Source organism: Streptomyces sp. MUM 203J (assembly GCF_022414595.1).
Classification (GTDB): Bacteria; Actinomycetota; Actinomycetes; order Streptomycetales; family Streptomycetaceae; genus Streptomyces.
The window spans coordinates 19,168-32,252 of the sequence record NZ_JADWYO010000069.1; the positions used below are offsets into that span (position 1 = coordinate 19,168).

Annotated in this window: 10 protein-coding genes and 1 pseudogene; 9 read left to right on the plus strand and 2 right to left on the minus strand. The window is 73.3% G+C overall.

Annotated features, from left to right (window positions below; genetic code table 11):
• Positions 1-11: 11 nt before the first annotated feature.
• Positions 12-608, plus strand: coding sequence for a sigma-70 family RNA polymerase sigma factor (locus I3F58_RS25380; RefSeq protein WP_240111022.1), 597 nt, complete (start codon positions 12-14; stop codon positions 606-608).
• Positions 605-1,423 carry an anti-sigma factor gene (locus I3F58_RS25385; protein ID WP_240111023.1) on the plus strand — a complete coding sequence of 273 codons (819 nt, stop codon included), beginning with the start codon at positions 605-607 and terminating at the stop codon, positions 1,421-1,423. The genes I3F58_RS25380 and I3F58_RS25385 overlap by 4 nt, the downstream gene beginning before the upstream one ends.
• Before the next feature lie 147 nt (positions 1,424-1,570).
• Here the strand turns inward: I3F58_RS25385 and I3F58_RS25390 are convergent, their stop codons facing one another.
• Positions 1,571-1,873 carry a hypothetical protein gene (locus tag I3F58_RS25390; protein ID WP_240111024.1) on the minus strand — a complete coding sequence of 101 codons (303 nt, stop codon included), beginning with the start codon at positions 1,871-1,873 and terminating at the stop codon, positions 1,571-1,573.
• A gap of 423 nt (positions 1,874-2,296) precedes the next feature.
• On the opposite strand from I3F58_RS25390, the gene I3F58_RS25395 reads away from it, so the two are divergent.
• From I3F58_RS25395 to I3F58_RS25405, 3 genes are all read left to right on the plus strand, one after another.
• A complete protein-coding gene (locus I3F58_RS25395; protein ID WP_240111025.1) occupies positions 2,297-4,582 on the plus strand; it encodes a UvrD-helicase domain-containing protein in 2,286 nt (761 codons plus the stop codon).
• Between the two features lie 453 nt (positions 4,583-5,035).
• A complete protein-coding gene (locus tag I3F58_RS25400) occupies positions 5,036-6,460 on the plus strand; it encodes an NAD-dependent malic enzyme (protein WP_240111026.1) in 1,425 nt (474 codons plus the stop codon).
• 310 nt (positions 6,461-6,770) lie between these two features.
• A complete protein-coding gene (locus I3F58_RS25405; RefSeq protein WP_071267555.1) occupies positions 6,771-7,052 on the plus strand; it encodes an HU family DNA-binding protein in 282 nt (93 codons plus the stop codon).
• 268 nt (positions 7,053-7,320) lie between these two features.
• Here I3F58_RS25405 and murA read toward each other — a convergent pair whose 3' ends face one another.
• Positions 7,321-8,664 (minus strand): UDP-N-acetylglucosamine 1-carboxyvinyltransferase, encoded by a 1,344-nt coding sequence (murA, locus tag I3F58_RS25410; RefSeq protein WP_240111027.1) that lies wholly within the window; start codon positions 8,662-8,664, stop codon positions 7,321-7,323.
• A gap of 322 nt (positions 8,665-8,986) precedes the next feature.
• Here murA and I3F58_RS25415 point away from each other — a divergent pair, with 322 nt between their 5' ends.
• From I3F58_RS25415 to I3F58_RS25430, 4 genes and pseudogenes are all read left to right on the plus strand, one after another.
• Complete coding sequence (locus I3F58_RS25415; RefSeq protein WP_240111028.1) at positions 8,987-9,547, plus strand: YqgE/AlgH family protein; 561 nt, start codon at positions 8,987-8,989, stop codon at positions 9,545-9,547.
• A gap of 30 nt (positions 9,548-9,577) precedes the next feature.
• Complete coding sequence (locus tag I3F58_RS25420; RefSeq protein WP_240111029.1) at positions 9,578-9,865, plus strand: DUF3039 domain-containing protein; 288 nt, start codon at positions 9,578-9,580, stop codon at positions 9,863-9,865.
• Between the two features lie 1,686 nt (positions 9,866-11,551).
• Entirely contained in the window at positions 11,552-12,445 is an 894-nt protein-coding gene (locus I3F58_RS25425) for a xanthine dehydrogenase family protein subunit M (protein ID WP_240111030.1), read from the plus strand.
• Positions 12,442-13,085, plus strand: a pseudogene (locus tag I3F58_RS25430) (hypothetical protein); the annotation flags it as partial. The gene I3F58_RS25425 and the pseudogene I3F58_RS25430, both read left to right, overlap by 4 nt.

The following is a 13,085-nucleotide window of genomic DNA, read 5'->3' on the forward strand; positions in this document are numbered from 1 at the left end:
GGGAGGTTCGGGTGCGCAAGGATGCCGCCGTGGCCGATGACCGTCGGGCGACGCGCCGAGCCCGGCACCGCGCGGAGACGACACCGCCCGTCAACCATCCTGTCCCTGACGAGGAGTTGATGCGGTCCCTCTACCGTGAACACGCCGGACCGCTGCTCGCCTATGTACTGCGCCTCGTCGCCGGCGACCGCCAGCGCGCCGAGGACGTCGTACAGGAGACGCTCATCCGTGCCTGGAAGAATGCCGGACAGCTCAATCGCGCGACCGGCTCTGTCCGCCCCTGGCTGGTGACGGTCGCCCGGCGTATCGTCATCGACGGCCACCGCAGTCGGCAGGCCCGGCCGCAGGAGGTCGACCCGTCGCCGCTGGAGGTCATGCCCGCGGAGGACGAGATCGACAAGGCGCTGTGGTTGATGACGCTGTCTGATGCCCTGGACGATTTGACCCCGGCTCACCGGGAAGTTCTGATCGAGACGTACTTCAAGGGGCGTACGGTCAACGAGGCGGCCAAGACACTGGGGATACCCAGTGGGACCGTCCGGTCCCGGGTGTTCTACGCCCTGCGCTCGATGAAGCTGGCTCTGGAGGAGAGGGGGGTATCGGCATGACGACGCCGCCCGGGTACGGCGAGGGGTACGCCCAGGGCTACGACGCGACGCCGACGCCGCACGACGCCGTCGGCGCCTACGTCCTCGGGGTGCTCGACCCCGCGGACGCGAGCGCCTTCGAGGCGCATCTGGCCGGCTGCGGGCAGTGCGCGGCGCGGCTGGACGAGCTGTCCGGGATGGAGCCGATGCTCGCCCGGCTGGCGGAGGCCGGACCCCCGCTCGAACGCCCCGTCCCGGCGCCGGTTCCCCCGCCGGCCGCCGAGCCGCCCGGGCTGGACCGGCTCCTCAAGGAGGTGACGGTCACGCACGCGCGGCGGCGCAGGAGGGCCCGCTACATGCTGGCGGCGGCCGTCGCGATGATCATCGCGGGTCCGGCGGTGGCGGTGGCGACCATGTCCGGCGGCTCCGACGCCCGGTCCAACCAGGCGGGGGAGCCCCTCCCGCCCAGCCCGGCCGAGAACGCCTTCCGCGGGATGACGGACAAGCTGACGGCGACCGACGGCACGACCAAGGTGAGCGCGGCGGTCGGCTTGGAGAAGAAGTCCTGGGGCACGGACGCGGTGCTGGAGCTGAAGAACGTCAAGGGTCCGCTGAAGTGCAACCTGGTCGCCGTCTCCAAGACGGGCGAGGAGGAGGTCGTCACCTCCTGGGCGGTACCGGCCTGGGGCTACGGCATCGAGGACAGCACCAACGAGATGGCGAAGAAGCCCCTGTACGTCCATGGGGGTGCGGCGATGGACCGCAACGACATCGACCACTTCGAGGTCCGCACCTTCGACGGCGACCGCCTGGTCCGGCTGCCCGCGAACGCGTAGCCGCCGACTGGGGCCGGGGCGTCCCCGGAGGCCGGGGACCTTCCCGACGCTGCGCTCGCTGACGTCCGGCAGGAAGCGGGCCATGGTGACGAAGCCGCTGTCATCGTGCAGGACGATCATGCCCGTGGTGTGCTGCCGTCGCGCAGCTCATCGGATCGAGCGGGCTCGCCGCGCCCGCGGCACCGTCTCCGCGAGGCCGTACTGCGCGGCGGCCCCGGCCCGGTCCCACGGCCCCTTCGGCAGCGGCACGTCCGGGTAGTGGAGGCCGGAGAACGTCTCGCCCATGGCCTCGTACTCGGCCGTGCTGCGGACGGCGCGGCGGAACTCGGCCCGCTGGGGCGCGCAGGACCCGATCGCGCGGAGCGTGGTGGTCTCCGGCCACGCGTCCCTCAGCTGCTCCTCCCGCGGCAGGCGCCACAGGGCGGAGGAGTCCGGGAGGCAGTGGATCACGCGGCGTCCCGGCGTCCCGGCGCCCCTGCCGGTCCTCCCGGCCCTGCGGGTCCTGCCCTTCTCCCTCGTCCCCGGCCCGGTGGCGCCGCCGGGCCTCGCAGTCCCACTGCTGAGCGGCCTGGCAGTGCCCGGCCACCAGCGCGGCCCGCTCGTGTCGCTCGGCGTACTCCCGCAGCGCCGCGTCGACCACGGCCCTCTCGGGCCCGCGGCAGGCCACGCGCATCGCCTTCTCCAGCGTGTCGTCATCGAGGCCGATCGCCGCCACACTCAAGCCCGCCTCCCTTGTGCACGACCAACGCCCGGCATGAACAAAGCCGGGTGCCTGCCGGGGCGGTCCCGTGTTCCGGGCGGCGCCCCGACTGACACACGGCGGATCGTGGCGTACGCTCGACGGCTGCCCAGTGCACGTCAGAAGGGGGCCCCGTGGCCGCGCAGCAAGCCGTCGACTCGGTACGGGACCGTGAGATCGCGGTGGAGCAGGAACACCTGAACCGCGTCTACCGCCGACTTGAGGAGAAGATCCACGAGGCGGAGTTCCTCATGCACGACGCCGCCCGGCGCGGCCAGGTCGGCACGCCCGGGGCGCTGGCCGAGCGGGACGCCCAGGTGTTCCGGGCCGGGATCCACCTGAACCGGCTCAACAGCGAGTTCGAGGACTTCCTCTTCGGCCGGATCGACCTGCTCCACGGCAAGGACGGGAAGAAGGGGCCCGACGGCGCCTACACCTCCGTCGAGCCCGCCGACGACGCCGTACGGGACGACAACACCGCCGACATCGGGGAGACCCTCCACATCGGGCGCCTCGGCGTGCTGGACGCCGACTACGCGCCGCTCGTCATCGACTGGCGGGCGCCCGCCGCCGCGCCGTTCTACCGGGCCACGCCCGTCGACCCCGGCCGGGTCGTACGCCGACGGGTCATCCGGTCCAAGGGCCGGAAGGTCCTGGGCGTCGAGGACGACCTCATGCGCCCCGAACTGACCGCATCCCTCGACGGCGCCGAGCTGCCCGTCATCGGCGACGGCGCCCTCATGGCCGCGCTCGGCCGGGCCCGCAGTCACAGCATGCGGGACATCGTCTCGTCCATCCAGGCCGAGCAGGACCTGGTCATCCGCGCGCCCGCCGCCTCGGTCACGTACGTGGAGGGCGGGCCCGGCACCGGCAAGACCGCCGTCGCGCTGCACCGGGCCGCGTACCTGCTCTACCAGGACCGGCGGCGGTACGCCGGGGGCATCCTGATCGTGTCCCCCACCCCGCTGCTGGTCGCCTACACGGAGGGCGTGCTGCCCTCGCTCGGTGAGGAGGGCCAGGTCGCGATCCGCGCGCTCGGCAGCCTCGTCGACGGCGTGCAGGCCACCGCGTACGACGAGCCCGCCGTCGCCCGCGTCAAGGGCTCCTCCAGGATGCTGAAGGTGCTGCGCAAGGCCGCGCGCGGTGCCCTGGAGCTGGGCGAGCAGCCCGGCCGCCTCCGGGTCGTCGCCTTCGGCCGGCGCCTCGAACTGGACGCGGAGGAACTGCGCCGCATCCGGATGGGCGCGCTCGGCGGCACCGCGCCCGTCAACCTGCTGCGCCCCCGCGCCCGGCGGCTGCTGCTCGACGCCCTGTACGCGAAGACCGGGGCCGCCGCCCGGGAGGCCGACCCGGAGCTGGCCGCCGAGCTGCGTTCGTCGTTCGACGAGGACGTGACCTCGGAGGACTCCTTCGGCGAGTTCCTCGACGCCTGGTGGCCCGAGCTGACCCCGCGCCGTGTGCTGGCCGCGATGGCCGACGAGCGGCGGCTGGGCCGCTGGTCCCGCCGGGTCCTCAACCCCGGCGAGGCCCGCCGCGTCGCCCGCTCGCTGCGCCGGGGCACACCGGAGACGTACTCCGTGCACGACGTGGCCCTGCTCGACGAGCTCCAGGCACTGCTGGGCGCGCCCGCGCGGCCCCGCAGGAAGCGTGAGGCCGACCCGCTGGACCAGCTCACCGGTCTGGAGGAGCTGATGCCCGTACGGGAGGAGTCGCAGCGGGAGCGGGCCGAGCGGCTGGCGCAGGAGCGCACCGAGTACGCGCACGTCATCGTCGACGAGGCGCAGGACCTCACGCCGATGCAGTGGCGCATGGTGGGGCGGCGCGGCCGGACGGCCACCTGGACGGTCGTCGGGGACCCGGCCCAGTCCTCCTGGTCGGTGCCGGACGAGGCCGTGGAGGCCCGGGACGAGGCGCTCGGCCGCCGGCCCAGACGCCGGTTCACGCTGACCGTGAACTACCGCAACCCGGCCGAGATCGCGGAACTGGCCGGGAAGGTGCTGGCGCTGGCCATGCCGGGCGCCGAGTCGCCGCGCGCGGTGCGGTCGACCGGCGTCGAGCCCCGGTTCGTCCCCCTGGCGGACGGTGAACTCGCTCACGTCGTCAGAGAGGAGGCGCGGCGGCTCCTGGACCGGGTCGACGGCACGGTCGGCGTCGTCGTCGCCATGGACCGGCGCGAGCAGGCCGCCCGCTGGCTCGCGGGCCTGGGCGACCGGGTGGTGGCGCTGGGCAGCCTGGAGGCGAAGGGCCTGGAGTACGACGCCACGGTCGTCGTCTCCCCGGCGGAGATCGCGGACGAGTCGCCGGCCGGGCTGCGTGTCCTGTACGTGGCCCTGACCCGCGCCACCCAGCAGCTCACCGTCATCTCCGGGCCGCGCGACGAGCCCGACGCGGACGGCGTCCCGGACCTGCTGAGGGACTGACCGGGGCGGGCTCGGGCGGGTTCGGGCGGGTGGGAACCGCGTCCCGGGAGGGTTTGTTAGCCTGGTTACGGCACCGGCTCGATCCAAGCCCCCGGGCCCAACCTTCGTCGCTTCGAGCGACCACTTGCCGCGAGGCGAGCATGGCGGGTCGGTGCCATCAGCGTGTGGAGCGGGTCCGTACCGCCCCGGAGAGATCCGGGAGGGTACGGACCCGCTCCTTTTCGTTGCACGGCACCGCACTTTCCTTGCACGGCACCGCACTTTCGTTGCGCGGACAGCCATGCCTCTCGTATGGTGGAAAACAGTTTCCGAAAACAAAATGAACAGAATGACCGCATTACCCGCTACTCGCAAGTAGGTGCGACGATCGGAGACCCCCGTCCCGCCACCGCCCGCATCGGGCAGGCCGCGTCGGGGCAGCAATGGAGCTAGGGAAAGCAGAGGAACTCGGCCATGGCAACGGCGCCCAGCGTCTCGTACTCGATGACGGTCCGGCTGGAGGTGCCCGCGAGCGGAACCGCGGTCTCCCAGCTGACCACGGCCGTGGAGTCCTCCGGAGGCTCGGTCACCGGCCTCGACGTGACCGCGTCAGGCCATGAGAAGCTGCGCATCGACGTCACCATCGCCGCCTCCTCCACCGCGCACGCCGACGAGATCGTCGGCAAGCTCCGCGGCATCGAGGGCGTCGTCCTGGGCAAGGTCTCCGACCGTACGTTCCTGATGCACCTCGGCGGCAAGATCGAGATGGCGTCCAAGCACCCCATCCGCAACCGTGACGACCTGTCCATGGTCTACACGCCGGGCGTGGCGCGCGTGTGCATGGCCATCGCGGAGAACCCCGAGGACGCCCGGCGGCTCACCATCAAGCGCAACTCCGTCGCCGTCGTGACGGACGGCTCCGCCGTCCTCGGCCTCGGCAACATCGGTCCCAAGGCCGCCCTGCCCGTGATGGAGGGCAAGGCCGCCCTCTTCAAGCGGTTCGCCGGCATCGACGCCTGGCCGATCTGCCTGGACACCCAGGACTCCGACGCGATCGTCGAGATCGTCAAGGCCATCGCTCCCGGCTTCGCGGGCATCAACCTGGAGGACATCTCCGCACCCCGCTGCTTCGAGATCGAGGCCCGGCTGCGCGAGGCTCTCGACATCCCGGTCTTCCACGACGACCAGCACGGCACGGCGATCGTGGTCCTCGCCGCGCTCACCAACGCGCTGCGGGTGGTGGGGAAGGCCGTCGGGGACGTACGGGTCGTGATGTCCGGCGCCGGTGCCGCCGGTACGGCCATCCTGAAACTCCTGATCGCGGCGGGTGTCAAGCACGCGGTCGTCGCGGACATCCACGGCGTCGTGCACGCGGGCCGTGAGGACCTGGTGGAGGCGGCACCCGAGTCGCCCCTGCGCTGGATCGCGGACAACACCAACCCCGAGGGCGTCACCGGCACGCTCAAGCAGGCCGTCGTCGGCGCCGACGTCTTCATCGGCGTCTCCGCCCCGAACGTGCTGGGCGGGGACGATGTCGCGGCCATGGCCGACGGCGCCATCGTGTTCGCGCTCGCGAACCCGGACCCGGAGGTCGATCCGGCAATCGCCCGTCAGACGGCGGCAGTTGTGGCCACCGGGCGGTCCGACTTCCCCAACCAGATCAACAACGTGCTGGTGTTCCCGGGCGTCTTCCGCGGCCTGCTGGACGCCCAGTCCCACACGGTGAACACCGACATGATGCTGGCCGCCGCGACCGCGCTCGCGGACGTCGTGACCGAGGACGAGCTGAACCCGAACTACATCATCCCGTCCGTCTTCAACGACAAGGTCGCGGGCGCCGTTGCCGGTGCCGTCCGCAACGCCGCGAAGGCCGTGACAGGGGAACCCGAGTCGCTCTGACCGCGACCCGTACGGGCGTGTCGCAAGGCGGGCGCGAAGCGTCCCGCGTAGGGTGGGAGGATCTGCCTGCGCAGCCGACCCGATGTCACCAGGACGGGGCCGTGGCGCTTTTCGTGTGACCCCGGAGGGTGCCGGATTGGCTTTCCCGCCGCTGGTAGGGGCAGGATGCGTATCCGGGCGCGACGGTCTGACAGCTGACCCGGGTCCGATCACTGTCGTAGGGCCCTGGCAGCATCGGCATCGCTGTGCCGAACATGCGGCTCCGCCGCGTGGCACGCCTCACAGGCAAGAAGAACACGGGAGTAAGAACATGAACCGCAGTGAGCTGGTGGCCGCCGTGGCCGACCGCGCCGAGGTGACCCGCAAGGATGCCGACGCCGTGCTGGCCGCGTTCGCCGAGACCGTCGGCGAGATCGTCGCCAAGGGCGACGAGAAGGTCACCATCCCCGGCTTCCTGACCTTCGAGCGCACGCACCGTGCCGCTCGCACCGCTCGTAACCCGCAGACCGGCGAGCCGATCGACATTCCGGCCGGTTACAGCGTGAAGGTCTCCGCGGGCTCGAAGCTCAAGGAAGCCGCCAAGGGCAAGTAAGCCCCTCAGGCGCTGAGTGAAGGGCGGCCACCCCTTGGGGTGGCCGCCCTTCTGTTCGCCCGCGTAAGGGGCCTTGCAGGCCCGCCTGTGGGCATATGACGCCACGTCCGCACGAGCGGCATATGACGACCCCTGCGTACGCAAACGAAACGGCCCCCGTACGAGACGGGGGCCGTGCGGCCAAACAGGTGACGGAACGTCAGGCCGACGCGCTGCCGCGCGACGGACGCCGGGGCGGACGGAGCTTCGGCCGTTCGGGGTGCCGGGGTCAGACGGAGGCGCGGCCGTTCGGCAGCTCGACCTTCGCCCCCAGCTCCACCAGCTTCTCCATGAAGTTCTCGTAGCCGCGGTTGATCAGGTCGATGCCGTGGACGCGGGACGTGCCCTGGGCCGCCAGCGCCGCGATCAGGTACGAGAAGCCGCCGCGCAGGTCCGGGATGACCAGGTCCGAGCCCTGCAGCCTCGTCGGGCCCGACACGACCGCCGAGTGCAGGAAGTTGCGCTGCCCGAAGCGGCAGTCGGAGCCGCCCAGGCACTCCCGGTACAGCTGGATGTGCGCACCCATCTGGTTCAGTGCGGAAGTGAAGCCCAGCCGCGACTCGTACACCGTCTCGTGCACGATCGACAGCCCCGCCGCCTGCGTCAGCGCCACGACCAGCGGCTGCTGCCAGTCCGTCTGGAAGCCGGGGTGCACGTCCGTCTCCAGGGCGATCGCGTTCAGCGAACCGCCCGGGTGCCAGAAGCGGATGCCCTCGTCGTCGATCTCGAAGGCGCCGCCGACCTTCCGGTACGTGTTGAGGAAGGTCATCATGGAGCGCTGCTGCGCGCCCCGCACGTAGATGTTGCCCTCGGTCGCCAGCGCCGCCGACGCCCAGGACGCCGCCTCCAGGCGGTCCGGGAGCGCGCGGTGGGTGTATCCGCCCAGCTCGTCCACACCGGTGATGCGGATCGTCCGGTCGGTGTCCATGGCGATGATCGCGCCCATCTTCTGCAGCACGCAGATGAGGTCCTCGATCTCCGGCTCGACCGCGGCGTTCGCGAGTTCCGTCACGCCCTCCGCGAGCACCGCCGTGAGCAGCACCTGCTCAGTGGCGCCCACCGACGGGTACGGCAGCTCGATCTTCGTTCCACGCAGTCGCCGGGGCGCCTCCAGGTACTGGCCGCCCTCCCTCTTCTCGATCTTCGCGCCGAACTGGCGCAGCACCTCGAAGTGGAAGTCGATCGGCCGGCCGCCGATGTCGCAGCCGCCGAGGCCCGGGATGAAGGCGTGGCCGAGGCGGTGCAGCAGAGGGCCGCAGAAGAGGATCGGGATACGGGACGAACCCGCGTGGGCGTCGATGTCGGCGACGTTCGCGGACTCGACGTGCGTCGGGTCCATCACCAGCTCACCCGGTTCCTCGCCCGGGCGGACGGTCACCCCGTGCAGCTGGAGCAGCCCCCGGACGACCCGCACGTCGCGGATGTCGGGCACGTTGCGCAGTCGGCTCGGGGCGCCGCCCAGCAGGGCTGCGACCATGGCCTTGGGCACGAGGTTCTTCGCGCCGCGGACGCGGATCTCGCCCTCCAGCGGGGTGCCGCCGTGGACAAGCAGTACATCGTCAGTGCCGGTCATGTATCTCGCGTTCCGGTGGGTCCCCCCCGGCGCAGCCGGGGAGGGTCGGGCAGGGGGCCAGGGAAAAGGGTAAGGGGCCGCAACCCCCCTCTTGTAAGGCCACGGGGCGCCGGATTCTGTAATGAATTCGGCACAACACGGTCCGTCCTGTCGGCCTTGCGGACCGTTACGGTCCGCTTTCGGCCACCCGGGCTGTTCACGAGCGGGTGCGGGAGCGGCTGCGGGGCAGGATTCGGCGGCCGGTACGCGCGGGGCGCGCGGCCTCCGGGCGAGTGTGCCGCACAGGCCCCGCCGGGCCGCAAAGTGCGGGATCATGTCTGCCATGACCGAGGTGTCCTCGCTCGCAGGGCGGCTGCTCGTCGCCACCCCCGCGCTGGCCGACCCCAACTTCGACCGCGCGGTGGTGCTGCTCCTCGACCACGACGACGAGGGTTCCCTCGGCGTGGTCCTGAACCGCCCCACCCCCGTCGGCGTCGGGGACATCCTGGAACCCTGGGCGCCGCTCGCCGGTGAGCCCGGCGTGGTCTTCCAGGGCGGCCCCGTGTCGCTGGACTCGGCGCTCGGGCTGGCCGTGATCCCCGGCGACGAGGGCCCGCTCGGCTGGCGGCGGGTCCACGGCGCGATCGGGCTGGTCGATCTGGAGGCCCCACCGGAGCTGCTGGGGCCGGCCCTCGGATCGCTGCGGATCTTCGCCGGGTACGCGGGATGGGGGCCCGGACAGCTGGAGGACGAGCTGGCGGACGGCGCCTGGTTCGTCGTCGAGTCCGAACCGGGGGACGTATCGTCCCCGCGGCCCGAGAGCCTGTGGCGTGCGGTGCTGCGGCGGCAGCGCAGCGAACTCGCCATGATCGCGACGTATCCGGACGACCCGAGCCTGAACTGATCGCGGGCCGGGTCGGTACCCTTGGCACTTATGAGCACTCTCGACGAGCCCGAGCGCGGGGCAGGCACGGGGACCCTTGTAGAGCCGACGCCACAGGTGTCGCGCGGCGACGGCGACCACGAGCGCTTCGCCCACTATGTCCAGAAGGACAAGATCATGGCGAGTGCCCTGGACGGCACTCCCGTCGTCGCCCTCTGCGGCAAGGTCTGGGTGCCGGGGCGCGACCCGAAGAAGTACCCGGTCTGCCCCATGTGCAAGGAGATCTACGAATCCATGGGCGCGGGTGGCGACAAGGACAAGGGCGGCAAGGACAAGTAAACGGCTCCAGCCGCTGACCGGGGCCCCTCGGGCGCGTTCGACGGCGCCCGAGGGGCCCCGCGTGTTCCGCCCGGGCGGGTACGCCGCCCGCGCCGGGCCGTCCGGCCGCGGCCCGGGCGGCCGGGCCGGACGCGGCCTGCGGGGGCAGGGTCGCAGGGGGCGGGCCGCATGGCCGGTTTTCGCCGCGCCGGTGCTCCGTCACGCTCTCGGCTCCGCCCGGGGCCGGGGGTACGCGCACGGCCGTCTCACCCCTGCCGGACCGCCGTCCGCGGCACGCGCTCCCGCACCTCCGCCTCACTGACGGCCAGGGCCGCCGCATCGAGATCCGCCGGGTGCCCGAGACCGACCGGGACCGGCGCACGGTGTCCCCGTACGAGACGGGGACACCGCGGCCTCCTGCTGCGGCGGCGCTCCGCCCGGCGGCCGCCGCGCGCAGGACGGCGTACGCGAGACCGCCGCCTACGCCGTACGCCCGTCGGCCCCCGGTTCGGGCCTCCGGCCACCCGCGGGCCGCCGTCGCCGTGAACCCCGGACCCGGCGGCACCGGCGTGATCGGCACGGGCGTCTGCCCCTTCGTGCGCATCGGCGGCGACGAGCGCCAAGCAGGGCGCGCCCCCGTCACCGTCCAAGCCCGTACCGGGGCAAGGGGAGTCGAGGGTGAGGGCGGGCTCCAGGCCTGGTCCGTAGGGCACTTCGCCCGCCGCATGCGTCCGGCGCCCCGCCGGACGGGCCGGGGCCTGGGAGCCGGCGCGCACGGGCCGGGCAGCAGTCGGCCGGTGCCTTCGTCTCCTCCCGCCGCGGCGGACCGCCGTCGACCGGGCCGGGCGCGACGTCGTCATGTGCCCCTCGGGACACGGGCATCTGGTCCGCCGTCAGGTCCTCGGTCCCTAGGGCGTGCGCCGCCCGGGTGCGTCCGTACGCCGGAGGCCGTCCACCGGTTCGAGCCCGCCCCTCACCCCCCGGGGCCCGGCACCCGCGCCGCGCGGCATGCCGCAGGCGGTCCGGGCCGGCCTGTGCACCGGGGTGGCGGAGAGCCGCGTCCGCGCCGACTGCCGGGCCCTTCCGGCGCCTTGGCGCCTTCGCGGAGACCGCCCGGTCGGTGACCCCGCCCGCGCCCGAGGAGCGCGGCCTCGCGGACTTCGAGCGGCGAATGGCGCCGCACCACCGGCGCCTTGAGGCACTCGGTGCCGACTGCCGGCGCCCGGAGGGTTCGCTCCCCTCACAGCGGCGCCGGGGGGTGACCGGACGCCCGGCCGACACGCCGCCCCCGAACGTGTGACCCCGGCCCGCCCCGCACACGGAATCCGCACCGAAGACCTCGCAAGCAACCGTATAAGGGAAAAGAAGCGTCAATTCACTTGGGCCGCGGAGGGAGTGGCAAATCGGGGCAAGTTGCCCACTTGGGGGCGTAGGGGGAGGTCAGGGGAGGGTGCGGGAGCAGCCGGGAGGGGCTGGGGCGTCGCGGGCGGAGGCGTCCTTCCCCGACCCTCGCGCCGGAGATCCTGGAAGATGTGCCAGAGTTTCCACGTCCGGGCTGTCAGCACGTACCGTACGGCCACACAGCCGGGACGACAGTCGGGACCACCGGAGGGACAGCCGGAACAGCCGCAGCGGTCGCCACGGCCGACGCGGCAGGCGATACCTCCGGCACAGCCGGGACCGGGACACCGGGAAGGGGCAGCTGGGTTGACCACGCACGCACCGCGGGCGGCGCAGTCCGTCACGCTGCCGGCCACGCTCGACGAGGCCGTGGCCGCGCTCGCCGCCATGCCCGCCGCCGTGCCCGTCGCCGGCGGCACCGACCTCATGGCCGCCGTCAACCAGGGCAGGCTCCGCCCGGCCGGACTGGTCGGCCTGGGCCGGATCAACGAGATCCGCGGCTGGCAGTACCAGGACGGCCACGCCCTGCTCGGGGCCGGTCTGACCCACGCGCGCATGGGCCGTCCCGACTTCGCCGCGCTCATCCCCGCCCTGGCCGCCGCCGCCCGCGCCGCCGGGCCGCCGCAGATCCGCAACGCGGGCACGCTCGGCGGCAACATCGTGTCCGCGGCGCCCGCCGGGGACGCGCTGCCCGTGCTGGCCGCGCTGGAGGCCGACCTGATCGTCGTCGGCCCCGACGGCGTCCGCGAGCTGCCCGTCTCCCACCTGCTGGCCGGACGGGAGATGCTGGAGCCCGCCGAACTGGTCGCCCATGTGCGCGTGCCGCTGCTGCACGCCCCGCAGGTGTACCTGAAGGCCACCGGGCGGACCGGCCCCGGGCGCGCCCTGGCCTCGGTCGCCGTCGTCCTGGACCCGGCACGGCGTGCCGTGCGCTGCGCGGTCGGGGCGATCGCGCCGATGCCGCTGCGCCCGCTGGAGGCCGAGCACTGGATCGCCTCGCTCGTCGACTGGGACGGTGAGCGCGGGCTGACCCCGGAGGCCCTGGTGGCGTTCGGCGAGTACGTGGCCGCCGCCTGCATCCCGGACCAGCCGCCGGGCGCCGAGGGCGAGGAGCCGCCCCCGCTGCCACCCGCCGTACTGCACCTGCGGCGCACTGTCGCCGTGCTGGCCCGACGAGCACTGGGGAGGGCGCTTTCGTGACCGCCGACGAGAACGAGAACCAGCACCGGCACGGGCATCAGCCCGAGCCTCAGCACCGTTCTGAGCCTCAGCAGTCCCCGGAGCCGCATCAGCCGCATCCGCCGCACCAGGAGGGCGGCGGCTGGCAGCCGATCCCGGCCGGTGAGTACGACGGTGACGTGACGGCCTTCGTGCAGTTGCCGCCCGGCGCCGGGCTGGACGGCATCCCCCTGGAGGCGCCCGGACACGGGTACGTGCCGCCCCGGATCGACGACCCGCACGCGACGGCCCAGTGGAACTTCCAGGAGGCGCTGGCCGCGGAGGAGGCGCACGGCCACCCGAGCAGCCCGGCCGGGCCCGCGTCCGGCGCGGACCTGACAGGGCAGTGGACCATTCCGGTCGCGCAGGGGGACCTGCCGGAGGAGTCGGGCGAGTACCGGATCGGCGGAGGCCGGCCGGCGCCCGCGGCCGACTGGACCGGCACCGGAGCCGTGCCGGCCGGCGGCTCCGCGGGCGGCCCCGGAGGGATCACCCCGCCCGCGACCCTGCCGGGCGGGGCGCCCGCGCCCTGGGCCGTGGAGCCCGAGCCGCACCCGGTGGTGCCCCCGCAGGCCCCGCGCCATGCGCCGGAGGGCGAGGCGGCGCCCGTACGGGACAGGGC